This window comes from Streptomyces sp. NPDC053513 (genome assembly GCF_044544765.1).
Taxonomy (GTDB): Bacteria; Actinomycetota; Actinomycetes; order Streptomycetales; family Streptomycetaceae; genus Streptomyces; species Streptomyces litmocidini.
In genome coordinates this window covers 30681-55934 of record NZ_JBITXP010000024.1, presented here as the reverse complement: position 1 = coordinate 55934, position 25254 = coordinate 30681, and the positions used below count along the sequence as shown (strand labels likewise).

Below are 25254 nucleotides of genomic sequence, written 5' to 3'. Positions count from 1 at the left end.
CGGTCAGTGGTGGTACTGGTGGACCACCGCGTGGCCCTTGCCGCGGCCGATCATCCACTTGTTGACCGGCGTGGTCAGCACGAAGGCGACGCCGAGCGAGATCGCGAGCACGATCCAGAAGAGCGGCTCGTCGAGGTGCGCGTCCATGGCGCCGGGCCAGAGGGCGATGACGCCGTTGTCGATGATCTCCATGACGGCGATGGAGAGGGTGTCGGCGGCGAGGGCGACCTTGAAGGCCGTCCCGAAGTCGACGCCGGCCTTCAGGATGCCGCGCAGGGTGAGCGCGTAGCCGAAGAAGAAGGCCAGGACGATCGCGAGGACCATGGTCGGCAGGTTGCCCCAGCCGAACGCGGTGCCGATGATCATGCCGAGGATCTCGCCGATGGCGCAGCCGGTGAGGCAGTGCAGGGTGGCCTGGGCGGCCATGGACCAGGAGACGGTGCCGCCGGGGGTGTGGTGGCCGGCGTGGTCGGAGTGGTGGGCGTGGTTGCCGTGCTCGGCGTGACCGGCGTGGCCCTCGTGACCTCCATGGCCCTGGTGACCGTGGTGGCCCTCGTGACCTTCATGGCCTTCGTGCCCGTGATGTGCGTGTGCTTCGTGTTCCATGAGAGGTGCCCCCAACCTCGTGTACGGTTCCTGCCATCGTCAGGAACCGTATACCCCCCTAGGGTATTCCTCAAGAGGAGACGATCAACCTCGCCGCTCGCGGAGCTTCTTCAGGAGCTCGACGTCGGCGACGTGGCCCTCCTTGCCGCCCGGGGTCTCGATGACCAGCGGCACGTTCTCGGTGGCCGGGTGGCGCAGGAGTTCCCCGAAGGCCTCCTCGCCGATGTGGCCGGCCCCGATGTTCGCGTGCCGGTCCTTGTGCGCGCCCACGACGTCCTTCGAGTCGTTGGCGTGGATCAGCTTCAGCCGCCCCTCGCCGACCGTGCCCACCAGCAGGTCCAGCGTCTGTGCCGCCCCGTGCGGGCCCGCCAGGTCGTGGCCGGCCGCGAAGATGTGGCAGGTGTCGAGGCAGACGCCCAGCTTCGGGTGGTGGTCGAGCGCGTCGAAGTACGGACCGAAGTCCCAGGTCCGCGAGCAGAGCGAGAAGCCCTGGCCCGCCGTCGACTCCAGGAGCAGGTCCGGATCGTCCTCGTGCGTCAGCTCGTCGAGGAGCGGCAGCATCCGCTCCCGCACCTGGGCGAGGGCCACCTCGCGCGGCCGGCCGCCGGTCGCCGAGCCGGTGTGCACCACCACGCCCTTGGCGCCGATCTCCCGGCCCCGGCGCAGCGAGTGCCGCAGCGACTCCACCGACTTCTCCACCGTGGCCTCGGTGTGGGAGCCGAAGTTGATCAGGTACGGGGCGTGCACCCACGCCGAGATCGACTCGGCCTCGCACTCGGCCCGGAAGCGCTCGTCCTGGGCCGGGTTGCCGACCGGGGTCGCCCAGCCGCGCGGATTGGCCACGAAGACCTGCACGGTCTCGGCGCCGAGTTCACGGGCGTAGCCGAGGCCGACCGTGGCGAGGCCACCGGCCACGGGGACGTGGCCGCCGACGGGGTTGCGCATGGGTTTCTAGAGTCCCTTGATCGTGATGGTGATGGTGGAGCCCTCGGGCGCGGTCTCGCCGCCCTCCACGGACTGGCCCGCGACCGTGTCGCCCAGGTAGGGGAAGGACTTCTTGACCTCCACCTCGAAGCCCGCGTCCTCCAGGGTCGCACGCGCGTCCGCGGTCGACTGCCCCGTCACGTCCGGGACCTCGACCCGCTTCGGACCCTTGGAGACGGTGAGGGTGATGACGTCGCCCTCCGCGGCGCGGCTGCCCCCGGCGAGGGACTGGGCCGCGACGGTGCCGGCCTCCTCGGGGGAGTTGATCCGCTCCGGGGCGACCCGGACGGTGAGCCCCTCCTCCTGGAGGGCGGCCGTGGCGTCGGCGACGGTCTCGCCGCTGACGTCGGGCACGTCGACCGGGGAACCCTTGCTGACCACCAGGGCGACGGCCGAGTCGGGGCTGCGCTCGGTGCCGGGCTCGGGGTCGGAACCGATCACGGAGCCCTGCGCGACCGAGTCGCTGAACTCCTGGGTGGTCACCCCGGGCGCCAGGCCCTCCTGCTCCAGGAGGCGCTTGGCCTCCGCGAGCGGCTTGCCCTTGAGGTTGGGCACCTTCACGACCTCCGGGCCGCGGGAGAGCGTGAGGGTGACCGTGCCGTTGCCCCGGACGCGCTCCCCGGGGGCCGGGTCGACGGCCATGACCGTGCCGCGCTCGTACACGTCGCTGAAGGCGCGCTTCGTGGTGCCGACCTCCAGGCCGGCGTCGGCGAGGCGCTTCGTCGCGGCGGCCTCGGACTGGCCGAGGACGGCGGGGACCCGGGTGAACTGGCCGGAGCCGATGTACCAGACGCCGGCGCCCAGGCCGAGGGCGAGCAGGACGGCGGCGACGACGAGAAGGGGACCGCGCGGGGGCCGGCGGCGGGCGGCGGGGGGCGCCTCCGGGGCGGGCAGCCGGTTGGTGTGCAGGACGCCGCTCTCCGCGGGTACGGGACGGGCGATCACGCTCGTCCGGTCCTCGGCGGTGTCCCGGGCCTCGGACCGCGCGAGCGGAGGCACCGCGTCCAGCTGCTCGTCGCCGAGCCCGGCGCGGGCCTCGCGGAGCAGGGCGAGCAGGGCGACCGCGTCGTGCGGGCGGAGCTCGGGGTCGCGGGCCGTGGCCGACGCGACCAGGTCGTCCAGCTCCGGGGCGAGCCCCGGGACGGCGGCCGAGGGGGCGGGCACGTCGGTGTTCAGGTGCTGGTAGAGCACCTGGGCCGGGGTGTCGCCGGAGTGCGGCTTGCCGCCGGTCAGCATCTCGTAGAGGACGACACCGCAGGCGTACACGTCGGCGCGGGTGTCGGCGGTGCCGTGCTCGATCTGCTCCGGCGCGAGGTACGAGACCGTGCCGAGGACCGCGCCGGTCGTGGCCGTCGCCGAGCCCACGGCCCGCACGAGACCGAAGTCGGCGACCTTCACCCGGCCGTCGTCCCCTATCAGGACGTTCTCCGGCTTCATGTCCCGGTGTACGAAACCCGCCCGGTGCGCGGCGCCCAGCGCGGCGAGCACCGGCTCCAGGATGTCGAGCGCGGCACGGGGCGAGAGGGCGCCGCGCTCGCGTAGGACGTCACGGAGGGTGCAGCCGGCGACGTACTCCATCGCCAGGTAGACGTACGCGCCCTCGGCGCCCTGGTCGAAGACCCCGACGACGTTCGGGTGCGCGAGCCGGGCCACGGACTTCGCCTCGCGGATGAACCGCTCGACGAAGGCGGCGTCGGCGGCGAGGGCCGGGTGCATCACCTTGAGGGCGAGGACGCGGTCGAGGCGGGTGTCGACGGCCCGGTAGACGGTGGCCATGCCGCCGACGGCGATGCGCGCGTCGACGCGGTAGCGGCCGTCGAGCAGCCGCCCGACGAGGGGGTCCTGAAGGGTCGTGTCCACGGCGACGAGTCTACGAGCCGGGGGGTGGGGGGCTGCGCCTTCGGCCCCCGACTGCAGCGCACCTGTGACGCACCCGGGCCCTGGCCGCCGCCCCCCGCGCGGGCCCGGGCCCGGCTGGACGGCCCGCCCTCGCCCGCGCGGGCGCGCCCACCGGGGCGGTGCCCTTCCGCCACCCCTGCCCACGTGGGCCCGCGCCTGCGGGGGCGGCTCCCCCTGCCCGTGTGGGGCCCGCGCCCTGCGGGGCGTTGCCCCCTGCCCGTGCGGGCCGCGCCCGCTGGGGCGGTGCCCTCGCCCACCCGCCCGTGTGGGCAATCGTCCCGCTGGGGCGGGACGGGTGGGCACACGGGACGGCGCCCTCCAGCGGCGCCTCCGCATCCCGCGCCTGAACCCGCACCACGAGCCGGGTGCACCTGGGGTGCGGGTTCAGGCGCGACAGCCTCTGGCGCCGGCAGGGCGCGGGTCCGTTGTGCCCACCCGTTCCGCCCCAGCGGAACGACTGCCCACAACGGGGTGGGCCGGGGCGCCGTCGCAGCGGGGCGGCGTCCGCGGTGGTGCGGCGGTGTCAGAACGCGGGGCGTTCCGGGTCCAAGGCGGCGCGGCCCTCCGCAGGAGAGGACGCCGTGGCGAAGTGGCGGCGGGGGATCCGGCCCGCCCGGAAGGCCAGCCGCCCCGCCGAGACCGCGTGCCGCATCGCCGCGGCCATCAGCACCGGCTCCTGCGCCCGCGTCACCGCCGACGCCAGCATCACCGCCGCGCACCCCAGTTCCATCGCGAGCGCCACGTCCGAGGCCGTTCCCGCGCCGGCGTCGAGGATCACCGGGACCTCGGCCCGTTCGACGATCAGCTGGAAGTTGTGCGGGTTGCGGATGCCGAGCCCGGAGCCGATGGGGGAGCCGAGCGGCATGATCGCCGCGCAGCCCACGTCCTCCAGCTTCCGGGCGAGGACGGGGTCGTCGTTGGTGTAGGGGAGGACGACGAAGCCGTCGTCGACGAGGGTCTCGGCCGCGGCGAGGAGCTCCTCCCCGTCGGGGAGGAGGGTCCGCTCGTCCGCCACCACCTCCAGCTTGATCCAGTTCGTGCCGAGCGCCTCCCGGGCGAGCCGGGCGGTGAGGACGGCCTCGCCCGCCGTGTAGCAGCCCGCCGTGTTCGGCAGGACCCGGATGCCGAGGCGTTCCAGGACGGAGAGGACCGAGCCCTGGACCGTCGGGTCCAGGCGCCGCATGGCGACCGTCGTCAGTTCCGTACCGCTGGCGGAGAGGGAGCGTTCCAGGACGTCGAGGCTGGGGGCGCCGCCGGTGCCCATGATGAGGCGGGAGGAGAACTCCGTGCCGCCGAGGGTGAAGACGTCGTCGGACATCGGGGTCAGCCTCCCTGCACTGCCGTGAGGACTTCCACCCGGTCGCCGTCGCCGAGCAGCGTCGTGGCCCACTCGCCGCGCGGCACGACCGTCTCGTTGAGCGCCGCCGCGACGCCCGAGGGGGCCGTGGTCAGGGTCGCCACGAGGGCGTCCAGGGAGAGGGGGCCGGAGAGCTCGCGCGGCTCTCCGTTCACGGACACGTTCATGCGGGCTGCTCCTGTCGTACGGGGGAGAGACGTCGGGGGGTGAAGGGGCGCGCCTCGTCGGGGAGGGTGCCGGTGGTGAGCGCCTCGGCCATGGCGTCGCCGGTGACGGGGGTGAGCAGCACCCCGTTGCGGTAGTGGCCGGTGGCCAGGTGCAGGCCGGGCAGGTCGGTGGGGCCGAGCAGCGGCGCGTTGTCGGGGGAGCCGGGGCGCAGTCCGGCCCGCGTCTCGGTGAGCGGCAGTTCGGTGATGCCCGGGACGAGCTCGTGGGCGTCGCGCAGCAGCTCGTACACCCCGCCCGCCGTCACCGTGGTGTCCCAGCCGAGCTCCTCGCTGGTGGCGCCGACGACGAGCTCGCCGTTCTCGCGGGGCACCAGGTAGACGTGGCTGCCGCGGACGACGGCGCGGACGGTGCGGGAGAGGAAGGGCGCGTACGCGGGCGGCACCCGCAGCCGGAGGACCTGGCCCTTGACGGGGCGGACCGGCGGCAGCACCTCCTCGGGCACGCCCGCGAGCCGCCCGCTGAGGCTGCCCGCGGCGAGGACGACCTGGTCGGCCGTCAGCTCCCGGCCGTCGGCGAGCACGGCGCCGCGGGCCCGGTCCCGCACGACCGTGAGCCGCTCCACGAGGGTCCGGTGGAAGAGGACTCCGGCCCGTTCGCAGGCGCGCAGGAGCGCGGCGGCCAGCCGGCGCGGGTCGACCTGGTGGTCGCCGTCGACCCGCAGCCCGCCCCGGACGCCGGGCGCCAGCATGGGTTCGAGCCGGCGGCACTCGCGGCCGCTGAGCCATTCGGAGACGAGCCCGCAGCGGGTCTGCAGGGCGTGCAGTTCGCGCATGTGGGCGCGGTCGTCGGCGTCGAGGGCGACGGCGAGGGTGCCGCAGGCGCGGTAGCCGACGTCGTGGCCGGCGGCCTCCTCCAGTTCGGCGACGAACGCGGGGTAGCGCGCGGCGGAGGCGAGGTTGAGCCCGAGCAGGGTCTCCTCGCCGTAGTGGAGTTCGGTGACGGCGGCGAGCATGCCGGCCGCGACCCGCGCGGCCCCGCCGCCCGGGTCCGGGTCGACGACGGCGGTGCGCAGTCCGCGCTGCGCGGCCCGCCAGGCCGTGACCAGGCCGATGATGCCGCCCCCGACCACGAGGACGTCGGTCGCGAGGACGTCGGTCACGTGGGCGTCGGACACGTGGATGTCGGACGCGTGGACATCGGAAGAACGCATGGGCGTCCAGCCCCTCCCTTCGCCGGCATGACCCGGATCAGGTTCGTACGGTCGGAGGCCGTCCCAGCCTCCCTCTCAGCCCGGTGCGTCCGGGCTCCCGCGAGTGCTTTACGCCCGCCAGACTAGCCCGCGTCTCCGGGGGGCCACAGACCCCTCCCTTCCTGACGGTTCGTCAGATGCGTAAGGTGGTCGGGTGAGCGAGCAGAAGCAGGCCCAGCAGCACGTCGTGATCGTCGGCGCCGGAATGGCGGGCGTCCAGACCGCCGTCGCCCTGCGCGAGCAGGGCTTCACCGGCCCCCTGACCCTCATCGGGGCCGAACCCCACCAGCCCTACGACCGGCCGCCGCTCTCCAAGGCGATCCTCCTCGGCAAGGCCGAGGACTCCGCCTTCGAGATCGACTTCGAGGACCTCGGCATCGAACTCCGGCTCGGCCTGGACGTCACCGGACTGCGCGCCGCCGACCACGAGATCGACACCGAGGCCGGACCCGTCGCGTACGACACCCTGGTCGTCGCCACCGGCGCCCATCCCCTCACCCTGCCCGGCACCGAGGGCGTCCCCGGCGTCCACCTGCTGCGCACCCTCGACGACGCCGTGCGCCTCGGACCCGTCCTGGAACGCCGCCACTCCGTCGTGGTCGTCGGCGCCGGCTGGATCGGCGCCGAGTTCGCCACCGCCGCGCGCGAGGCGGGCTGCGCCGTCACCGTCGTCGAGGCCGCCGACCGCCCCCTCGCGGGAGCGCTGCCCGCCGAGGTCGCCGCCCCCATGGCCGAGTGGTACGGGGCGAACGGCGCCGAACTCCTCACCCACGCGCGCGTGGACACCGTCGAGCCCGGCGCGCCCGGCCGCGTCGTCCTCGCCGACGGGCGCGAACTGCCCGCCGAAGCCGTCGTCGTCGGCATCGGCGCCCGCCCCGCCACCGACTGGCTCGCCGGCTCCGGCATCGCCCTCGACCCGAGCGGCGCCGTCACCGCCGACGACCGGCTGCGCACCTCCCTGCCCGACGTGTACGCCGTCGGCGACTGCGCCTCCTTCCCCTCCGCCCGCTACGGCGAGCGGCTCCTCGTCCACCACTGGGACAACGCGCTCCAGGGCCCCCGCGCGGTCGCCGCGGCGATCACCGGCACCGCCGACGTGCCGTACGACCCGGTGCCGTACTTCTGGTCCGAGCAGTTCGGCCGCTTCGTCCAGTACGCGGGACACCACGCGGACGCCGACGAGCTGCTGTGGCGCGGCGACCCGGCCGACGAGGCCTGGTCCGTGCTGTGGCTGCGCGCCGGCGTGCCGGTGGCCCTCCTCGCGGTCGGCCGCCCCCGCGACCTGGCCCAGGGCCGCAAGCTGATCGAGGCCGCCGTGCCCGTCGACCCCGAGCGCGCCGCGGACCCGTCTGTCCCCCTGAAGGCGGCAGCCCGGTAGGGCCCGGCTACCGGCTGTCAGTCCGGGATGGCAGGCTTGTCCTGTGACCGAGATTGACGCAAAGACCGATGCTCTCGTCCCCGCCTGGCTCTTCCTCCCCGACATCGCGGAGGCGCTCGACATCGAGGTGACGCGCGTGCGGCAGCTGGTCAAGGAGGGCCAGCTCATCGCCGTCCGCCGCGAAGTGCGCCCCGGCGAGAAGATCCTCCAGGTGCCCGCTGCCTTCATCGACGGCGACAAGATCGTCAAGGGCCTCGTCGGCACCCTGACGCTCCTGCGGGACGACGGCTTCACCGACGAAGAGATGCTGGAGTGGCTCTTCACTCCGGACCCGACCCTGCCCGGCACCCCCGCGCAGGCCCTGAGTGAGAATCGCGGCACGGAGGTGAAGCGCCGCGCCCAGGCGCTCGCTGTCTGACGCACGCACCACCGAAGACACCACCGCGGGTGCCGGGCCGGCTGATCGAGGCCGGCCCGGCACCGGCACCACCCGACGGGGGGAACCCACCCATGTCCACGCCTCGTGAGCGGCTCGCCGACGCCCGGCTCTACCTGTGCACCGACGCCCGGAAGCGCCAGGGCGACCTGCCGGACTTCCTCGACGCCGTGCTCTCCTCCGGCGTGGACATCGTGCAGCTCCGCGACAAGGGCATGGAGGCCGGTGAGGAGCTGGAGCACCTCGCCGTCTTCGCCGACGCCGCCCGACGGCACGGCAGGCTCCTCGCGGTGAACGACCGGGCGGACGTCGCCCACGCCATCGGCTCCGACGTCCTCCACCTCGGCCAGGGCGACCTGCCCGTCCCCGCGGCCCGCGCGATCCTCGGCGACGAGGTGCTGATCGGCCGCTCCTGCCACGCCGAGAGCGAGGTGGCCGCGGCCGCCGCAGAACCGGGCGTGGACTACTTCTGCACCGGCCCCTGCTGGCCCACCCCCACCAAGCCCGGACGGTACGCGCCGGGGCTCGGCCTCGTGCGGTACGCGGCGGAGCTGGCCCAGGACCGGCCCTGGTTCGCCATCGGCGGCATCGACGAGACCAACCTCGACGAGGTCCTGGACGCGGGAGCCCGCCGGATCGTCGTCGTCCGCGCCATCACCGAGGCCGCCGACCCGGCCGCCGCGACGGCCGCCCTCGCCAAGCGCGTCCGCGAGCGCGCCGGGGCCTGAGGGGCACACCCGCGGGGGCCGGCGCGCCCGGCCCCGTCCGATCTCCGCCCGATCTCCCTCCGACCTCCGTACGACAGCTGTCCGACCTCCGTCCGATCTCCGTCCGACAGCTGTCCGAAAAGGTGTCCACCACTCGGACGGGGTGTACGCGGTTCCCTGGACCGCGTCTAACCTGCCGGTATGGCCCTTGGTACCGCTTCCGTCCGCTCGGACCGTGCACGCACGGTCCGCGAGATCCTCGCTGCCGGTGACACGTCGTACTCCTTCGAGTTCTACGCGCCCCGCACCGAGAAGGGCGAGCAGGTCCTCTGGAACGCCATGCGCCGGGTCGAGGCGGTCGGCCCCAGCTTCGTCTCCGTGACCTACGGCGCCGGCGGCTCCACCCGCGGCGGCACCGTCAAGGCCACCCAGAAGATCGCCTCCGACACCACGCTCACCCCCGTCGCCCACCTGACGGCCGTCGACCACTCCGTCGCCGAGCTGCGGAACATCCTCGGCCAGTACGCCGACGCGGGCATCCGCAACATGCTCGCCGTCCGGGGCGACCCGCCGGGCGACCCGCTGGGCGAGTGGATCGAGCACCCGGAGGGCGTGAAGTACGCCGCGGAGCTCGTCCGGCTGATCAAGGAGTCGGGAGACTTCTGCGTCGGCGTCGCCGCCTTCCCGGAGATGCACCCCCGGTCCACGGACTGGGACACGGACATCCGGCACTTCGTGGACAAGTGCCGCGCGGGCGCCGACTACGCGATCACCCAGATGTTCTTCGACCCCGAGAACTACCTGCGGCTGCGCGACAGCGTGACGAAGGCGGGCTGCGAGACCCCGATCATCCCCGAGGTCATGCCCGTGGTGAACGTGAAGACGCTCGACCGGCTGCCCCAGCTGAGCAACGCCGTCTTCCCCCCGGACGTGAAAGAGCGCATCCTCGCCGTCAAGGACGATCCCGCCGCTGTACGCTCCATCGGTATCGAGTTCGCGACGGAGTTCTGCGCACGTCTGCTCTCCGAGGGTGTCCCCGGACTGCACTTCATCACGCTCAACAGCTCCACCGCGACGCTCGAGATCTACGAGAATCTCGGACTGCACCAGCAGTCGTGACCGGTCGTACCCGCCCCGACCCGCGGCGGTGACCGTGGAGAGGGGCGGCGGGGCATGGGGTGGACGGTCCTCTACATCGCGTTCGGCGTGGTCGCGCTGTGGCTGCTGGGGGAGGTGCTCCTGCAGTACAAGGCGCGGCTGCGCTGGCGCCTGCTCGCCTTCGGCGGCTTCCTCTGCGTGGTCCTGGGCGTCCTGCTGCCCTCGGTGCTCGTCATCATCGCCGGAGCCGTGGCCTTCGCCGTCGGCCAGACCTATGTGACGCTCTCCTTCCGCCGCGGCTTCTCCACCGGCTGGGCGATCGGCGGCAACCCGGGCGCGAGCCGTCGCCGCAAGGCCGCCGCGCCGGCCGGGGCCGGGCCCACCCTGGAGGTCACCGAGCTCTCGTACGACACGGCGGACGGCGCGTACGACGCGTACGACGCGGAGGACGGCCACGACCCGCGGCCCGAGACCGCCGCCGAGACGACGGCGGTCTACGAGCCGCAGCCGATGCCCGAGGACACCGGCCAGTACGGCGTCTACGACACCACCGCCCACCAGCCGGACCCCGGCTACCAGACGGGGTACGACCCCTACGCGCCCGCGTACGACCAGTCCGCCTACCAGCAGCCCTCCTACGAGCAGCAGCCGGCCTACGACTACGGCGCCGCCACCGGCCCGCAGCAGTACGCCGCGTACTCCGACCCGTACATCGGCCCGGGCACGGACAGCCAGCAGTACGCCCCGTACTACACCGACCCCTACGCCCCCTCGTACACCTACGACACCCCGCCCGGCGGCGTCTGGGTCCCGCAGCAGCGCGACACCGACCACGCCCCGCAGCAGCCCCCGTACGGCTACGAGCAGCCGCACCCGGACGACCAGCAGCAGTACCGCTACTAGGGCCTGTCTGACAATTCCCGTCGGGTCCGGCCCGCCCGGCACGCACGCTCGCCGCACGGCCGAAACGCCCAAGTAGCTCCGCTACGAGGGCGCCCCGGCCGCACGCCGATCGCACGCACCGGACGACCCGGCCTGATCCGACGCGAATTGTCAGACAGGCCCTAGGGGCCCGCCGGGACTACCGGGAGCCGCGGAAGTCCGCGCCCTCCACGATGAGCCCGGCCACCAGCGCGCCCGACATGCCCGCGTGGGCGAGTCCGCCGCCCGGGTGCGACCAGCCGCCCGCGAAGTACAGGCCCGGCAGCGGGGAGCGGTTGGCGGCCGGCAGGAGCCGACCGCCCGCCCCGGCGAGGGCCGGCCCGGGCACCTCGGCGGCGCCCGTGTCCCGCCGGACGTCCTCCGGGGTGCGGACGTGCCGCCACAGCAGCCGCTCCGCGAGCCCCGGGACCGCCCGACCGGCCGCCTCGACCATCAGGTCGGCGAAGACCTCCCGGTCCTCGTCGGAAGAGGTGCGGACGGTCGCCGTGACCGTCACCGACTCGTACGCGCCGTCCGGGTGCAGCGCCGGGTCGTCCGGCCGCAGCACGGTCACGGTGGGCCGCCCGCCCTCCGCGTGCACGACGGTCCGGTGGACCGCGTCCGCCTCCCGGGGGCCGCGCAGGGCCAGACAGACCGTCATCCGGCTCGTGCCGACCGCCTGGTGACGGGGCACGTCCTGGTTGTGGTGGAGCGCCGGCACCGGTGCCCCGGAGACCACGTGGTCGGCCTCGACGGTCCCGCCGCCGGCCAGCCGGACGCCGGCCGCCCGGCCGTCCTTCTCCAGGACGTCCTCGACCGCCGTGTCGAACACGAACTCCACCCGTCGCTTCCGGCACCGCTCGTACACCGCGTCGGCGAGCGCCCGCAGGCCCCCGCCCACGTACCAGCTGCCGAAGGTCTGCTCCATGTACGGCAGGACGGCGGCCGAGGCCGGGGCGGTCGCCGGGTCGAAGCCGTACGACCACGCGTACGCGTCGAGGAGGGCCGCGAGCCGGGGGTCGCGCAGCTCCCGCGCCCCCACCTGGGCGAGGGTCGTCGTCGGGCGCCGCAGCAGACCCGCCTTCAGGGCCGGGTACGGCTCACGGGACAGCGGCGCCGGGTCGGCCGGCTGCGGCTCCTCCAGGAGCGGGCGCCGGGTCCGGTCCCAGGCCTCGCGGGCCCGCGTCAGGAAGTCGCCCCAGCGCTCGCCCGCGCCCGCGCCGAGCGCGGCGTCCAGGGCGGAGACCGTGCCGGCCCGGGAGGCGTTCGGCAGGTCGACGCGGGTGCCGTCGGCGAAGACGTGACGGGCCGCCGGATCGACCTGCGTCAGCGAGACGCACTCCTCCAGCGGCTCCTTGCCGGTCTTCACGAACAGGTCCCGGTAGACGGCCGGCAGGTGCAGCAGCCCCGGACCGGTGTCGAAGGCGAAGCCGTCGCGCTCGAAGCGGCCGACCGCGCCGCCGTACGTCGACGTCTTCTCGTGGACCGTCACCGTGTGTCCGGCGACCGCCAGTCGGGCCGCCGCCGCCATGGCGCCGAGTCCCGCGCCGATCACCACAATCCGTGCCATGCGGGCGAGTCTATGGGGCACCCGGGACGGTGGCGGAGGCCCGGTCGGGCACGGTCAGAAGTGGTCGGACCCGTCGTCCGGCGGGCCCTGGGCCCGGGGCCGCGCCACCGGGGCCGCGAGCCGTCTCTCCTCCCGCCGCTGCGACCAGCGCCGCCAGCCGCGGCGGATCTGCTTGGCCAGGAAGACCAGTATCGCCAGGCCCGCCAGGAGCAGGACGCCCGCGACGACCGACGCCGCCACCGGATGGAAGACCGCGAAGGTGACGATCGCCGCCACCCCGAGGTCCTCCGCCAGGCTCAGCGCGATGTTCGAGAACGGCTCGGGCGAGGTGTTGACCGCCATCCTCGTCCCCGCCTTGACGAAGTGGCTGAGCAAGGCCGTCGAACCGCCGACCGCGCCGGCCGCCAGCTCCGGCAGCGAGCCGTTCTGCCCGGCGAGCAGGGCGCCGACCACGGCGCCCGCGATCGGCCGGATCACCGTGTGGACGGAGTCCCATATCGAGTCGACGTACGGAATCTTGTCCGCCACCGCCTCGCACAGGAACAGCACGCCCGCCGCGACGAGGACATCGGTGCGCTGCAAGGACGCGGGCACCTCGTCGGTCAGCCCGGTCGCGCCGAAGACGCCGAACAGCAGGACCACCGCGTACGCGTTGATCCCGCTCGCCCAGCCGCTGGTGAACACCAGGGGGAGTACGGACACGCCCGCGATCGTAACCAGGACTGAGTACCCGTACCTAGGGGGCGAGATGAGTAGGTGTGCGGATGGGGCCGGGGACGCCCGGAGGAGAGAGTGGGGTCCACGGAAGGGGCGCGGCTCCGGTACCGCCGGCACGGGGCTGCGGAACGGGGCCGTGCACCCGCCGGCACGGGGGGGCGAAAGGAAGGCCGGTGCGGCGAGGCTCGGGGGGATCGAGCCTCACCGCACCGGCCTTTTGCCCGGCCTCGCCGCACCGGCCTTTTGCACCGGCCCTTTCCACGGCCACGCGCGCGTGGCGGTCGGTGTCGGTGGTCGGCGGTCGGTGTCAGCGGCCCCCGACGCGGCCGTGCAGCAGGCGGGAGAGCGCCGCGTGCACGTCGTCGAGCGACCGCTCGCTCTGGAAGGCCTGCCAGTCCAGGGCGGCCACGAGGACCATCCCGACCAGGGCGGACGCCGTCAGCTGGACGTCGATCTCGTCGCTCAGCTCCCCGTCCGCCACGCCCTCCCGCAGCACGTTCTCGACCACCGCGACGGCTTCCTGACGGACCACCAGGAGCGTGGAGTTCCAGGCGCGTCCGGTGCGCCAGAGCTCGGCCACGTACAGCTGGGTGAAGGCCGGGTAGCGGTCGATGAAGACGAGGCCCGCGCGGATCATCGCGTCCAGCGCGTCGACCCGGCTCCCGCCGCGCCCGGCGGTCTCCTCGGCCGCCGCGCGCAGGGAGGCGGCGAGCAGCGACACGCCGTGGCGCAGCAGCTCCTCGAAGAGCTCGGTCTTGCTCTTGAAGTTGTAGTAGACCGTGCCCTTGGCGACGCCGGCCCGCTCGGCGATCTCGTCCACCGTCGTCGCGGAGAAACCCTGTTCCGCGATGAGGGTGACCGCCGCCTCGTAGAGCTTCGTGCGCGTGGCCTGGCGTCGGGTGCTGCTGCTGTCCATGGCGTCGATTCTCACAGGTTCAGAGCGACAGTTCGGGGTGGAGCCGGTCGAGCGTCCACACCTGCTTCTTGCGCGCCGAGAGGGCGGTCAGGGCCAGGGCGCCCACGGTGAAGGCGGCCAGGACCGCGCAGGCCTGCCAGACCGGTCCGAGCCCGCCGCCGGTGATCAGCCGGCGCAGCGCCTCGACCACGTAGCTCATCGGCAGGAACGGGTGGACGGCGTTGAAGAAGGCCGGGCTGGTCTGGACGGGATACGTGCCGCCCGCCGAGGTCAGCTGGAGCATCAGGAACGCGAGCACCAGGATCCGGCCCGCCGCGCCGAAGCGGGCGTTGAGCCACTGGATGATCGCGGCGAAGCAGCAGGTGACGAGGGCGAGGAAGCCGATCGTGCCGGCGGCCCTGGCCATCTGGAGGCCGAGGCCCCAGTGCAGGACCGACATGAGGGCCGCGACCTGGAGGACGCCGATGGCCGCCACCGGGAGCCAGCCCGCCAGCGCGATCCGCCAGGCGGAGCCGCCGGCGGCGAGGGCGCGCCGGTTCAGCGGCTGGATGATCATGTACGCGACCATCGCGCCGACCCAGAGGGAGAGCGGGATGAAGTACGGGGCGAAGCCCGTGCCGTAGTTCGGCGCCTTGTGCAGGGACTGCGAGGCCAGCTTCACCGGGTCGGCCATGACCTCCGTGCGCCGGTCGCGGTCCTGCTTGTCGTAGTCGGGGATCTGGTCGACCCCGTCCTTGAGGCCGGTGGCGAGGGTGCCCGAGCCGTCGGCCAGCTTGAACAGACCGCCGTCGAGGGCGCCCGCGCCCTTCTTGAGCCTGCCGACGCCGGTGTCGAGGCTGACCGAGCCGGCCTTCGCCTCGGAGATGCCGGTGTGCAGCCGGTCCGCGCCCTTCGCGACCTTCTGCGCGCCCGTGTTGAGCTCGTTGATCTTCTTGATGGCGTTCTCGACGTCCTCGTCGAGGTGCGGGGCGCGGGCGGCCAGCTCGTCGGCCTGCTTCCGGAGCTTGGTGAGGCGGGCGTCCAGGGTCTTCAGGTCGTCGGCGTCGTCCTTGGTGAGCTCGTGCACGTCGTCGGCGATGGTGGCGACGTCGTCGGCGGAGACCGAGGCCTTCCTGAGCTTCTCGCAGCCCTCGGGGCCGAGGGCGGGAGCGGTGCCGGGAGTCGCGCCGGGGACGGTGACGGGGGTGGCGGGGGCGTTCACGCACAGCTCGCGGTGCAGCCTGGCGAGGTCGTCGTCCGCCCGGTGCGCGGCGGCGCGGACCAGGGGCGCCCGCCTGACCAGGTCGTCCAGGTTGTGCTGGACGGCCGCGGCGGAGTCGGAGACGAGCCGGGCGGTGTCGCGGATCGACTTGCCGTTGTTCGCCAGGTACGGGCGGACCTTGTCGGCGGTGCCGTTCACCTTGTCGGCGAGGGTCTGCGTGCCGTTCGCGACCTTGCGGGAGCCGTTCTCCAGGTCCTTGGCGCCCTTGTCGAGCTTCTTCAGGCCGGCGGCCAGGTCGCCGCTGCCGGCCTTGGCGTCCGTGAGGCCGTCCGACAGGCTCTTGGAGCCCTTCTTCGCCTTGTCCACGCCCGTCTTGAGGTCGGCCGCGCCCTTGGCGGCCTTCTCGGTGGCGTCGTGGATGTCGGAGAAGGAGATGAAGATCTTGTCGAGGAAGGTGCGCGAGGACTTCGTGGAGGCCGCGCTGCGCACCTCGGCGAAGACGGTCCGGGAGATCGAGCCGACGATGTAGTTGTTGGCGTCGTTCGTCCGGACCCGGAGCGCGCCGGTCTCGGGGGAGTCGCCGGAGCTGGAGGCGATGCGGCTGCTGAAGTCGCCGGGCATGGTCAGGGACAGGTAGTACGTGCCGTCCTCCAGGCCCGCGCGTGCCTCGGCGTCGCTCACCCGGTGCCACTCGAAGGTCTTGCTCTTCAGGAGCCCCTCGGTGATGTCGTCGCCGGCGTGGATCTCCTTCCCGCCGGCGGTGGCGCCCCGGTCCTCGTTGACGAGGGCGACGGGGATCTTGTCGAGCCTGCTGTACGGGTCCCAGAACGAGTACAGGTACAGGGCGCCGTACAGCAGGGGCAGCAGCAGGATCGCGACGAGTGCGGCGCGCGGCAGCTTTCCCCTGCCGAAGCGCTTCAGCTCAAGCGCGGCCAGTTTCGGCGAGCGCATCGTCCGCCCCCTCCTCGGTCGTGGCGTCAGTGGTGTCGTCGGCGGCCGTCTCCCCGACGGCGGCCGGGTCGGCGTCGGTGGCCGGGCCGGTGTCGGTGGCCGGGTCGGCGCCGGTCGCGCCGGAGACCGTCGTGATGCGCAGGGCGTCCTCGGGGGCCTCGCTGCAGACGGCGAGGACCGTGGTCCCGGCGGCGGCCAGGGAGCGCAGCAGCGCCCAGGCCTCGGCGCGGTCGGCGTCCGAGAGCTTCAGGTCCGTGTCGTCCACGGCGAGCAGCCGGGGACGGCCGATCAGGGCGAGGGCGATCGAGAGCCGCAGCGCCTCCAGCCGCTCCAGGTCCCGTACGGAGGTCCGCTCGCCCTTCGGCAGGGCGGCGAGGTCCAGCCCCGCGGCCGCCACGGCCTCCTCGATCCGGGCCCGGGACGTCGCGGCCCGCTCGGCGGGGCGGCGCAGGAGGGCCCGTACGGAACCGTCGTAGCGGCGCTGGAGCAGGGCCCGCTCGCGCAGGTGCTCGGCGACCGTGAAGGCGGGGTCGAGCTCGTTGACGCCCGGGACCTGGCCGAGCGCGCTGATCCGGCGCACGGCGGCCATCTTGCGGGGCAGGGGGAGTCCGCCGACCTCGGCGTGGCCCTCCCCGGCCTTCATCCGGCCGGTGAGCGCGAGCAGCAGACAGGTGCGCCCGGAGCCCGAGGGCCCCTCGATGGCCACCAGCGCGCCGGGCTCGGCGCGGAAGGAGACCTGCCGGAAGGCCCAGCCGCGCGGTCCCTTCAGTCCGAAGCCGTCCGCGACGACGGCGGCGCCGTGCGGCTGCTCCTCGGTTTCCGTGCCCACGGACTCACCCCCCATTCCCCTTTTTGAACTGACCAGTCAGTTCAAAAGTTACCCCCGAGTTGGGTTTCAGGCAAAACCCCAGGTCAGCGCGATTGTCAGTGGGGCGCGACACGATGAACACATACGGCCACAGCGCCGTCACGCGACGACAGGAGGCTCGACATGGCCGGCCCTTCCGCAGCAGCCGCGCCCCGCCGCCGACCCGCCCCCGGGGAGACGGGACCCGCATCCGACATCCACCCCGTCCCGCGCCGCTCCGCCGCCCCGCCCGCCGCCCTCGACCTCCTCGCCAAGTCCCGCGCCGGACTCGCCGAGGCCGCCGCCCTCGACCGCCCCCACGAGCGGTACGCCACCGCCCACCTCGCCGCCCTCCGCGCCGCGGCCGCCGTGCTCGCCGCCCGGGCCAGGCCCGACACCCGCCCCCGCCACCGGCAGCCGATAAGGAGCACCTGGGAGCTCCTCCCCGGCCTCGCCCCCGAGCTGACCGAGTGGAGCGCCCTCTTCGCCGCCGGCGCCCAGCGCCGGGCCCGCGCCGAGGCCGGCATCAGCACCGCGGCCACCCGGCGCGAGGCCGACGACCTGCTCAGGGACGCCGCGCACTTCCTGCGCCTGGTCGAGCGGCTGCTCTCGCTCCACCCCGTGCCGCCCCGCCGGACCGGGGCCGACGAGAACGGAGGATGATCCGGGAGGCGGGGGCGAGGCCATAGGGTGGGGGCGTCCGTACCCGCCACCGAGGAGTCAAGAACCGTGCCGGACCCTTCCCCTGTCTTCGGTCGAGAGGCGTCGTCCCGTCCGTCGCGCGCCTCCCTGCGTACCGCCGTCGTCTGGGACGTCCTCAAAGAGGCCCTGGACCGCCGGGTCGAGGCGACCGGGAAGGACGGTCTCGACGTCCTCGACACGGGCGGCGGCTCCGGGAACTTCGCGGTGCCGGTGGCCCGCCTCGGCCACCGGGTCACCGTCGTCGACCCCAGCCCCAACGCGCTCTTCGCGCTGGAGCGCCGGGCCGCCGAGGCCGGCGTCGCCGACCTCGTCACCGGCGTCCAGGGCGACATCAAGGGCCTCTTCGACGTCGTCGAGCGCGACGCGTACGACACGGTGCTCTGCCACGGCGTCCTGGAGTACGTCGACGACCCCGCCGAAGGCCTGCGGAACGCCGTCGCCGCGCTCCGCCCCGGCGGCAGCCTCAGCCTGCTCGCCGCCGGGGTCGGCGGCGCCGTCCTCGCCCGCGCCCTCGCCGGCCACTTCACCGAGGCCCGGCACGCGCTCGACGACCCCGCCGGCCGCTGGGGCGCCGGCGACCCCGTGCCCCGGCGCTTCACCGCCGAGCAGCTCACCGAGCTCGCCGCCGAGGCCGGGCTGGAGGTCGGCGCCGTGCACGGCGTCCGGGTCTTCGCCGACCTGGTCCCCGGCGCCCTCGTCGACACCGAGCCCGGTGCCGCCGAGGCCCTGCTCAGGCTGGAGGCGGCCGCGGCGGAGCTGCCCTCCTTCCGCGCCATCGCCACCCAGCTGCACCTTCTCGGCGAGAAGCGGGCCTGATCCGAACGCCCACCCGTTCGGCGGTGCGAGCCCGGCGCTCCATGGAGTACGCCACAGCCCGCCCGATGAGGGGCTCCGCCCCGTATGATCGGGGGACACCATCCGGCATGACGGAGAAGGGGCTGGGGAATCAACGCCTCAGCAACCGATCCGCATGGCGGCCCGGATTGGCTATTCGGCATTGAGGGCGGGTTTCACGGGGGCGATTCCCTGCCTATCCTGAAAGGGCCGCAAACCGGTCGCCCCCGCGACCGACGACTAGGAGGACTCCGTGCCGCTCTCGGAGCACGAGCAGCGAATGCTCGAGCAGATGGAGCGAGCGCTGTACGCCGAAGATCCCAAGTTCGCGACAGCGCTCGAGGGAAGCGGACTGCGTACGTACACCCGGCGACGGGTCTACCAGGCAGTCGCCGGCTTCCTGGTGGGTATCGCGCTCCTCATGGCCGGAATGGTCGCACAGCAGATCTGGATCAGCGTGGTGGGATTCCTCGTCATGCTGGGCTGCGCGGTCCTGGCGGTCACCGGATGGCGCAAGGCGCCGAAGCCGGGTGAGCAGCGGGCGGCCGCGGGCCGTCCGGCTCGGCAGCGACGCTCCATGATGGACCGGATCGAAGCGCGGTGGCAGCGCCGCCGTGATGAGCAGGGTGGCGGCCACTGACGGCGTCCGAGCGGTAGCCCCGCCCCCGAAACCGACCGAGCCCCGTAGGCCGGCGCCCCCGCGGCGCCCCCCTGCGGGGCTCGCCCTTATCCCCGAGCCCTGCACCCTCGCCCGCTGCACCTGCCTGAGCGCCGCCCCACCGCACGGACCCGCGCCTACCGGACGCCACCCGCGCGGAGCCCGCACCCGGGTGGGCGGTGCCCCTGCCCGTGCGGGGCTCGCACCCGGGTGGGCACACGGGACGGCGCCCTTAGCGGCGCCTCCGCGTCCCGCGCCTGGACCCGCACCACCGGTGCGCTGTGCACGGGGTGCGGGTCCAGGCACCACAGCCTCGGGCGCCGGCAGGGCGCGGGTCCGTTGTGCCCACCCGTTCCGCCCCAGCGGAACGACTGCCCACAACGAGGGTGGGCGGGGCACCGCACCGGCGGGGCGACGCCCACAACGGGGTGGGCGGGCGCCCGCGGCGGGGGCCGGCTCAGTCGGGGCGCTGGAGTGGAGGGGGCGCCGCTCCGGTGGGGCGCCCCCGCGCGGGGTCAGTTCGGTTCGTGGGCTCTGCGGTGGAAGGCCGTCGACGCTCGGGTTCTCAGCGTCTCCGTGCGGGACGCGGCCGTCCAGCGGAGGCGGGTGGCCGAGCGGGGTGCCAGGAGGGCACGGAGCCGCCCGCGCCGGTCGGCGCCCGCGTGGAACCCGGCCCGGACCCGCGCGGCCTCGGCGGCCAGGCCCCCGACGGGCCGCGGCCGGGGCGCGTACAGCGCCTCCTCCACCGCCCGCGCCACCCGGTGCACCGCGTCCGCGGACTCGCCCTGCAGCTCACCGAGGCGGACGATCCGCGCCGCCGCCTTCCGGGGCGTCAGCGAGTCGTCGGGCTCGACCCCGTGGTCCCAGGCCGTGTCGTTGATCTCCTCCCAGACCGCGAGCGTGTCCGAGCCGAGCCGGCGGGCCCGGACCCGGTTCCGCCAGAGCAGGGGGAGGAAGGGGAGGGAGAGGAGGAGGACGGCCGCCAGGGACAGCAGGGTCACCGTCAGGGGGTCGGGACCCGAGTCCTCCGAGGACGCCCCGGTCACCGCCTCGTCCGGGCCGCAGTCGCCGAGCTTCCGGTCCTGCGGGCTGCAGCTCGCCGTGGCGCTCGGCGCGGCGGACGGCTGCGCCGAGGCGCTCTGCTGCGGCTGCGCGGGCCCGGTGGCCGTGCCCGAGGGCGTGGTCTCCCGGGTGTACGAGGGGGTGGAGCCCCGCGAGGGGGTCGGCTCGAACCGGGTCCACCCGGCGCCCTGGAAGTACAGCTCGGGCCAGGCGTGCGCGTCCCGGATGCCGACGGAGACCGAGCCGTCGCTCTGGGCCGTGCCCGGCATGAAGCCCACGGCGACGCGGGCCGGGATGCCGAGCGAGCGGGCCATCGCCGCCATGGAGAAGGAGAAGTGGACGCAGAAGCCCTCCTTGTCCTTCAGGAAGCGGGAGATCGCCTGCACACCGGTGCCGGAGTCCACGTCGACGTCGTAGCGGAAGCCGCCGTCACGGGCGAACCAGTCCTGCAGCTTCACCGCCCGCTCGTAGTCGTCGCGCGCGCCCTTGGTGACCGACAGGGCCGTCGCCCGCACGTCGGCGGGCAGCGTGGCGGGCACCTTGGTGTACTCGCGGCGCAGCTTCTCCGGGGCGGCCCCGGCGCCGGCCAGCTGTTCGGCCGTCGGCTGCACGTCCAGGCTGGCGACCTGGTAGCGGGCGCCCTTGGTGGTCTGCTTGTCGTCGCCGACGAGCATCCGGCCGGCCGGCTCGTACCGCCAGCGGCCGTCGATGTCGACCCGGCCGGCGGGGTACGGCATGGGCAGCCACTTCTGCTCGTACGCCTCGGAGGCGACGAAGTTGCTGGTCACCTCGGTGATCTTGACGCTCTGGGAGAGGCCGTCCGGCCAGGGCAGCTGCGGGGGCACGTCCTCGATCGGGCGGACCGAGGACTTCCACGAGGTGCCGTCGAACTGGTCGAGCGCGACGAGCCGCAGGTACATGCCGCTGGTGTCGCGGGCGTTGGTCCGGTAGCGGATGACCTCCCGGTTCTCCGGCTGGCGCAGATTGTTCTGGAGGGAGACCAGCGGGTTCACGGCGGAGATCGTGCCGCCCTTGCCGGCGCCTCCGGCCCCCTCGCCGTTGCCACCGAAGAGGCCCCCGGAGAAGCCCGGCAGGGCGAGCGGCGCCACCAGCGCGACGCCCATGGCGACGACGCCGATCCGGCGGCCGGTGCGGACCGGGGCGACGGCGGGGCCGCCGTCCCCGGCGGTCGGGCCGGGCCGCCCGGAGCGCCGGGCGCCGCCGAAGACCCGTCCCCACTGGGAGAGCCGGTCACGGCCCTCGGCGAGGAGCAGCAGCAGATAGCCGGAGGCCGCGAGGAGGAACCAGAGCCAGCCCGCGCCGCCGCCGGAGAGCCCGGCGGCCACCGAGTACAGGGCGAGCAGCGGCAGGCCGGCCGGGGCGGCCTTGCGGAAGGTGACCGCGAGGGCGTCCACCAGGAGCCCGATCGCGACGACGCCGCCGACCAGCATGAGCCGGATGCCCTCGGTGTCGGGCGCGGGGATCGCGTACCGGCCGACGTCCTCGGCGCCCGCCCGGAACAGCTCGACGGCGTGCGCGAGGGCCTCGGGGCCGGGGAAGAGCCAGAGGACGGCCTGCTCGCGGGCGAAGAACAGGGTCAGCGCGAGGAGCACGGTGACGCCCTGGGCGAGGAGGGTCAGCGGCCGGGCCAGCGGCACCCGCCGCGCCAGCGTGCCGACCCCGCTCACCAGGGCGAGGACGAGGGCCGCCGTGAAGATCCAGGTCGCCGGCTTCACCAGCGGGAGCAGTGCCCCGGCCGCCATCAGGGTGGCGCCCCAGGAAGCGAGCGTCAGCCGTGTGCGGCCGCTCATGACCATCCTCCGTAGGTGTCGGCGGCGGTGGTCTCCGGGTGGAGCCCGGCCGCCTGCTGCCACAGGCCGGCGAGCGAGGCGCCGGGCGGTACGGCGAGCGCCGTCCAGCCCGCCTCCCGCAGCTGCCGCACCCGGTCCTCGACGGCTCCGGCGACCGCGCCGCCGGTGAGCCAGGTGCCGGAGTCCAGGACGAAGGCGACGGCCGCGCCGGCCCGCCCGCGCATCCGGGCGGTGAGGGCCGCCTGCTCCTCGTCGAGGTCGCCGAGGAAGGCGATGAGCAGTCCGTCGCCGCCGCGCAGCACGTCGGAGGCGCGGGAGAGCCCGGCCCCCTCGGAGTGGTCGACGACCGCGAGGGTGTCCATCATCAGCCCGGCGGCCTCGGCGGAGTCCTGCGCCGAGCCGGCGAAGCCCTCGGCCCCCTCACCGGGGATCGCGCTGCCGGTGTCGGTGAGCAGCCGGACGGCGTAGCCGCGCTCCAGCATGTGGACGAGCGCGGAGGCGGTGCCGGAGACCGCCCATTCGAAGGCGGAGTCGGGGCCCGCGCCCTGGAAGGCGATCCGGCGGGTGTCGAGGAGGACGGTGCAGCGGGCCCGCTGGGGGAGCTCCTCGCGGCGGACCATCAGCTCGCCGTAGCGGGCGGTGGAGCGCCAGTGGACCCGGCGCAGGTCGTCGCCGTGGCGGTAGGCGCGCGGGAGGACGTCGTCGTCGCCGGCGAGCGCGAGGGAGCGCGACTGCCCGTCCCCGTACCCCGAGGCCTCGCCGAAGAGCTTCACCGGCGGGAGGGCCTCGGTCCGGGGCACGACGGTGAGGGTGTCGTACGCGCTGAAGGAGCGGGTCAGCTCGCACATCCCGAAGGGGTCGTCGAGCCGCAGCTGGAGGGGGCCCAGCGGGAAGCGGCCGCGCAGGTCGGAGCGGACCCGGTAGGACACCTCGCGCCGTCCGCCGGCCTCGACCCGGTCGAGGACGAAGCGGGGGCGGGGGCCCAGCATGTACGGCACGTGGTCCTGGAGCATCAGGAGGCCGGTGGGGAGCTTGGAGACGTTCTCCATCCGGAGCTGGACCCGCGCCTCGGTGCCGGTCTCCACCCGCTGGGGGGTGAGCCGGCGCGAGGCGGCGACCCGGTAGCGGGTCCGGTGCAGCGTGAGGACGCAGATCAGCGGGAGGGCGGCGAGCAGCAGCCCGACGCGCAGCAGATCGGCCTGGCCGAGGACGTACGCGCAGACGGCGGCGGCCACCCCGGCGGCGAGGAAGGAGCGGCCGCGGGTGGTGAGACCGCCGAAGGCGGCCCGCAGCCCGCCCCGGTCGTCCTCGTCGCCCCGCTGTCCGTCCGGTACGGCGGCGCCACTCATCACAGCCGCCGGGCGCCGGGCTGCTGGCCGTAGAGCGGTCCGGCGGGCGGGGCCGCGGTCGGGACCGGGGTGCGCTGCAGGATGTCCTGGACGACCTGCTCGGCGGTGCGGCGGTTCAGCTGGGCCTGCGCCGTCGGCAGCAGCCGGTGGGCGAGGACGGGCGCGGCGAGGGCCTGGAGGTCGTCGGGCAGGACGTACTCCCGGCCGCTGAGCGCCGCGGAGGCCTTGGCGGCCCGCAGCAGGTGGAGCGTGGCCCGGGGGGAGGCGCCGAGCCGCAGGTCGGGGTGGGTGCGGGTGGCGGCGACGAGGTCGACCGCGTACCGGCGGACGGCGTCGGCGACGTGGACCCCGCGCACCGCGTCGATCAGCTTGAGGACGTCGTGGGCGTGGGCGACCGGCTGGAGGTCGTCCAGGGGGGAGACCGAGCCGTGCACGTCGAGCATCTGGAGCTCGGCCTCGGCGCTCGGGTAGCCGATGGAGACCCGGGCCATGAAGCGGTCGCGCTGGGCCTCGGGCAGCGGGTAGGTGCCCTCCATCTCGACCGGGTTCTGGGTGGCGACGACCATGAACGGGCTGGGCAGCTCGTACGTCTGGCCGTCGACCGTGACCTGGCGCTCCTCCATGGACTCCAGGAGCGCGGACTGGGTCTTCGGCGAGGCGCGGTTGATCTCGTCGCCGATCACGATCTGGGCGAAGATCGCGCCCGGCTTGAACTCGAAGTCGCGCCGCTGCTGGTCGAAGATCGACACGCCGGTGACGTCCGAGGGCAGCAGGTCGGGGGTGAACTGGATGCGGCGCACCGAGCAGTCGATGGACCGGGCCAGCGTCTTGGCCAGCATGGTCTTGCCGACGCCGGGGACATCCTCGATGAGGAGGTGCCCCTCGGCGAGCAGCACGGTCAGCGAAAGCCGTACGACCTCGGGCTTGCCCTCGATCACGCTCTCCACCGATCTGCGGACTCTCTCCACGGTGGTGGTCAGATCAGCGAGGCTCGCTCGATCGTCATAGGTCGTCACCCGGCCCTCCTCGGCCTTTCGGAACTGTCGTCCGGGCATTCTGATCGGCGCGGCCGGGCCGTGTCACTCGGCTGCGGACAAGTGAGAGGGAAATGCCGGGGTTTGACGGGTTACGCCGGGTCGATCTCGCGCAGCAGTCCGGTCGTGACGTCGAAGACGAAGCCGCGGACGTCGTCGGAGTGCAGCAGGAAGGGGGAGGTCCGCACCCGCTGCATCGACTGCCGGACGTCCTGGTCGACGTCCCGGAAGGCCTCGACCGCCCAGGCCGGGCGCTGGCCGACCTCGTCCTCCAGCTCGTGCCGGAAGTCCTCGGTGAGCGACTCGAGGCCGCAGTTCGTGTGGTGCACCAGCATCACGCTGCGGGTGCCGAGGGCGCGCTGGCTGATGGTGAGGGACCGGATGACGTCGTCGGTGACCACACCGCCCGCGTTGCGGATGGTGTGGCAGTCGCCGAGATCGAGGCCGAGGGCCGCGTGCAGGTCGAGACGGGCGTCCATGCAGGCGACGACGGCGACGCGCAGCACGGGCCGCGCGTCCATTCCGGGGTCGGTGAAGTCGGACGCGTAGCGGGCGTTGGCCTCGACGAGACGGTCGGTGACCGTGGGGCCGGTGCGTATGGCGTCGGCGGAGGGGTGCGCGGAGGTCGACATGGTTCCGACGTTAATGGTCACGGGCTTTCCGGGCCTGCTGTGAGAGGGGACAAAGAACCTCAATGGGCCTTGTTGTGAGCCATGCCACAGGCACGGGCGGCTCCGCCCCCGAACGGGTGAGCCGTCCGGAACGCCCGGACCGGCCCCCGGTGCCGGGCGACGCGCCA

23 protein-coding genes and 1 riboswitch are annotated in these 25254 nt (G+C 74.1%); of the genes, 8 read left to right on the top strand and 15 right to left on the bottom strand.

What is annotated here, in order from left to right:
• Nucleotides 1-3 precede the first annotated feature (3 nt).
• The 6 genes from ACIGW4_RS30350 to thiO all read right to left on the bottom strand — a co-directional run bounded on the left by ACIGW4_RS30350 (nucleotide 4) and on the right by thiO (nucleotide 6224).
• On the bottom strand, nucleotides 4-606 hold the full coding sequence (locus tag ACIGW4_RS30350) for a DUF4396 domain-containing protein (RefSeq protein WP_399584154.1): 603 nt from the start codon (nucleotides 604-606) through the stop codon (nucleotides 4-6).
• A gap of 84 nt (nucleotides 607-690) precedes the next feature.
• Nucleotides 691-1551 (bottom strand): deoxyribonuclease IV, encoded by an 861-nt coding sequence (locus tag ACIGW4_RS30345; protein WP_123451451.1) that lies wholly within the window; start codon nucleotides 1549-1551, stop codon nucleotides 691-693.
• Nucleotides 1552-1557: 6 nt separating this feature from the next.
• Nucleotides 1558-3450 (bottom strand): Stk1 family PASTA domain-containing Ser/Thr kinase, encoded by a 1893-nt coding sequence (pknB, locus tag ACIGW4_RS30340; protein WP_399584150.1) that lies wholly within the window; start codon nucleotides 3448-3450, stop codon nucleotides 1558-1560.
• A gap of 562 nt (nucleotides 3451-4012) precedes the next feature.
• Complete coding sequence (locus tag ACIGW4_RS30335) at nucleotides 4013-4807, bottom strand: thiazole synthase (protein ID WP_123451449.1); 795 nt, start codon at nucleotides 4805-4807, stop codon at nucleotides 4013-4015.
• 5 nt (nucleotides 4808-4812) lie between these two features.
• Nucleotides 4813-5013 carry a sulfur carrier protein ThiS gene (gene thiS, locus ACIGW4_RS30330; RefSeq protein WP_123451447.1) on the bottom strand — a complete coding sequence of 67 codons (201 nt, stop codon included), beginning with the start codon at nucleotides 5011-5013 and terminating at the stop codon, nucleotides 4813-4815.
• Nucleotides 5010-6224: a glycine oxidase ThiO gene (gene thiO / locus ACIGW4_RS30325; RefSeq protein ID WP_359592167.1), complete on the bottom strand. Its 1215-nt coding sequence runs from the start codon at nucleotides 6222-6224 to the stop codon at nucleotides 5010-5012. Before thiO ends, thiS begins: the two co-directional genes overlap by 4 nt.
• Nucleotides 6222-6335: riboswitch (TPP riboswitch) on the bottom strand. Its footprint overlaps the gene before it by 3 nt.
• 133 nt (nucleotides 6336-6468) lie before the next feature.
• On the opposite strand from thiO, the gene ACIGW4_RS30320 reads away from it, so the two are divergent.
• The 5 genes from ACIGW4_RS30320 to ACIGW4_RS30300 all read left to right on the top strand — a co-directional run bounded on the left by ACIGW4_RS30320 (nucleotide 6469) and on the right by ACIGW4_RS30300 (nucleotide 10785).
• The gene (locus ACIGW4_RS30320) at nucleotides 6469-7641 is read left to right on the top strand and encodes an NAD(P)/FAD-dependent oxidoreductase (protein ID WP_398713655.1); all 1173 of its coding nucleotides are present in this window, start codon (nucleotides 6469-6471) and stop codon (nucleotides 7639-7641) included.
• A 43-nt stretch (nucleotides 7642-7684) separates the two neighbouring features.
• Nucleotides 7685-8059, top strand: coding sequence for an Rv2175c family DNA-binding protein (locus ACIGW4_RS30315; protein WP_041128802.1), 375 nt, complete (start codon nucleotides 7685-7687; stop codon nucleotides 8057-8059).
• A gap of 92 nt (nucleotides 8060-8151) precedes the next feature.
• Nucleotides 8152-8805 carry a thiamine phosphate synthase gene (thiE, locus tag ACIGW4_RS30310; RefSeq protein ID WP_123451443.1) on the top strand — a complete coding sequence of 218 codons (654 nt, stop codon included), beginning with the start codon at nucleotides 8152-8154 and terminating at the stop codon, nucleotides 8803-8805.
• Between the two features lie 180 nt (nucleotides 8806-8985).
• Nucleotides 8986-9903: a methylenetetrahydrofolate reductase [NAD(P)H] gene (gene metF / locus ACIGW4_RS30305; protein WP_123451441.1), complete on the top strand. Its 918-nt coding sequence runs from the start codon at nucleotides 8986-8988 to the stop codon at nucleotides 9901-9903.
• A gap of 54 nt (nucleotides 9904-9957) precedes the next feature.
• Entirely contained in the window at nucleotides 9958-10785 is an 828-nt protein-coding gene (locus ACIGW4_RS30300; protein WP_398713596.1) for a hypothetical protein, read from the top strand.
• A 178-nt stretch (nucleotides 10786-10963) separates the two neighbouring features.
• Here the strand turns inward: ACIGW4_RS30300 and ACIGW4_RS30295 are convergent, their stop codons facing one another.
• The 5 genes from ACIGW4_RS30295 to ACIGW4_RS30275 all read right to left on the bottom strand — a co-directional run bounded on the left by ACIGW4_RS30295 (nucleotide 10964) and on the right by ACIGW4_RS30275 (nucleotide 17002).
• Nucleotides 10964-12373, bottom strand: a complete 1410-nt coding sequence (locus ACIGW4_RS30295; protein ID WP_399584144.1) for a phytoene desaturase family protein — start codon at nucleotides 12371-12373, stop codon at nucleotides 10964-10966.
• Nucleotides 12374-12427: 54 nt separating this feature from the next.
• Nucleotides 12428-13075 (bottom strand): DUF4126 domain-containing protein, encoded by a 648-nt coding sequence (locus ACIGW4_RS30290; RefSeq protein WP_123451435.1) that lies wholly within the window; start codon nucleotides 13073-13075, stop codon nucleotides 12428-12430.
• A gap of 322 nt (nucleotides 13076-13397) precedes the next feature.
• Nucleotides 13398-14006, bottom strand: a complete 609-nt coding sequence (locus ACIGW4_RS30285) for a TetR/AcrR family transcriptional regulator (protein WP_399584142.1) — start codon at nucleotides 14004-14006, stop codon at nucleotides 13398-13400.
• 19 nt (nucleotides 14007-14025) lie between these two features.
• Entirely contained in the window at nucleotides 14026-16158 is a 2133-nt protein-coding gene (locus ACIGW4_RS30280) for a YhgE/Pip family protein (RefSeq protein WP_398712705.1), read from the bottom strand.
• Entirely contained in the window at nucleotides 16130-17002 is an 873-nt protein-coding gene (locus ACIGW4_RS30275) for an ATP-binding cassette domain-containing protein (protein ID WP_398712703.1), read from the bottom strand. The genes ACIGW4_RS30280 and ACIGW4_RS30275 overlap by 29 nt, the downstream gene beginning before the upstream one ends.
• A gap of 147 nt (nucleotides 17003-17149) precedes the next feature.
• Between ACIGW4_RS30275 and ACIGW4_RS30270 the strand changes: the two genes are divergently transcribed.
• From ACIGW4_RS30270 to ACIGW4_RS30260, 3 genes are all read left to right on the top strand, one after another.
• Nucleotides 17150-17668: an SAV_6107 family HEPN domain-containing protein gene (locus ACIGW4_RS30270; RefSeq protein WP_398712701.1), complete on the top strand. Its 519-nt coding sequence runs from the start codon at nucleotides 17150-17152 to the stop codon at nucleotides 17666-17668.
• Nucleotides 17669-17734: 66 nt separating this feature from the next.
• Nucleotides 17735-18523, top strand: a complete 789-nt coding sequence (locus tag ACIGW4_RS30265) for a methyltransferase domain-containing protein (RefSeq protein WP_399584137.1) — start codon at nucleotides 17735-17737, stop codon at nucleotides 18521-18523.
• Between the two features lie 271 nt (nucleotides 18524-18794).
• On the top strand, nucleotides 18795-19181 hold the full coding sequence (locus ACIGW4_RS30260) for a DUF3040 domain-containing protein (protein ID WP_123451424.1): 387 nt from the start codon (nucleotides 18795-18797) through the stop codon (nucleotides 19179-19181).
• Between the two features lie 533 nt (nucleotides 19182-19714).
• On the opposite strand, the gene ACIGW4_RS30255 is transcribed toward ACIGW4_RS30260, so the two are convergent.
• From ACIGW4_RS30255 to ACIGW4_RS30240, 4 genes are all read right to left on the bottom strand, one after another.
• On the bottom strand, nucleotides 19715-22072 hold the full coding sequence (locus ACIGW4_RS30255; protein WP_399584134.1) for a DUF3488 and DUF4129 domain-containing transglutaminase family protein: 2358 nt from the start codon (nucleotides 22070-22072) through the stop codon (nucleotides 19715-19717).
• Nucleotides 22069-23421: a DUF58 domain-containing protein gene (locus ACIGW4_RS30250; protein WP_123457264.1), complete on the bottom strand. Its 1353-nt coding sequence runs from the start codon at nucleotides 23419-23421 to the stop codon at nucleotides 22069-22071. Before ACIGW4_RS30250 ends, ACIGW4_RS30255 begins: the two co-directional genes overlap by 4 nt.
• Complete coding sequence (locus tag ACIGW4_RS30245; protein WP_123451422.1) at nucleotides 23421-24437, bottom strand: MoxR family ATPase; 1017 nt, start codon at nucleotides 24435-24437, stop codon at nucleotides 23421-23423. Before ACIGW4_RS30245 ends, ACIGW4_RS30250 begins: the two co-directional genes overlap by 1 nt.
• Before the next feature lie 110 nt (nucleotides 24438-24547).
• The gene (locus tag ACIGW4_RS30240) at nucleotides 24548-25087 is read right to left on the bottom strand and encodes a carbonic anhydrase (RefSeq protein ID WP_185094507.1); all 540 of its coding nucleotides are present in this window, start codon (nucleotides 25085-25087) and stop codon (nucleotides 24548-24550) included.
• Nucleotides 25088-25254: the final 167 nt, after the last annotated feature.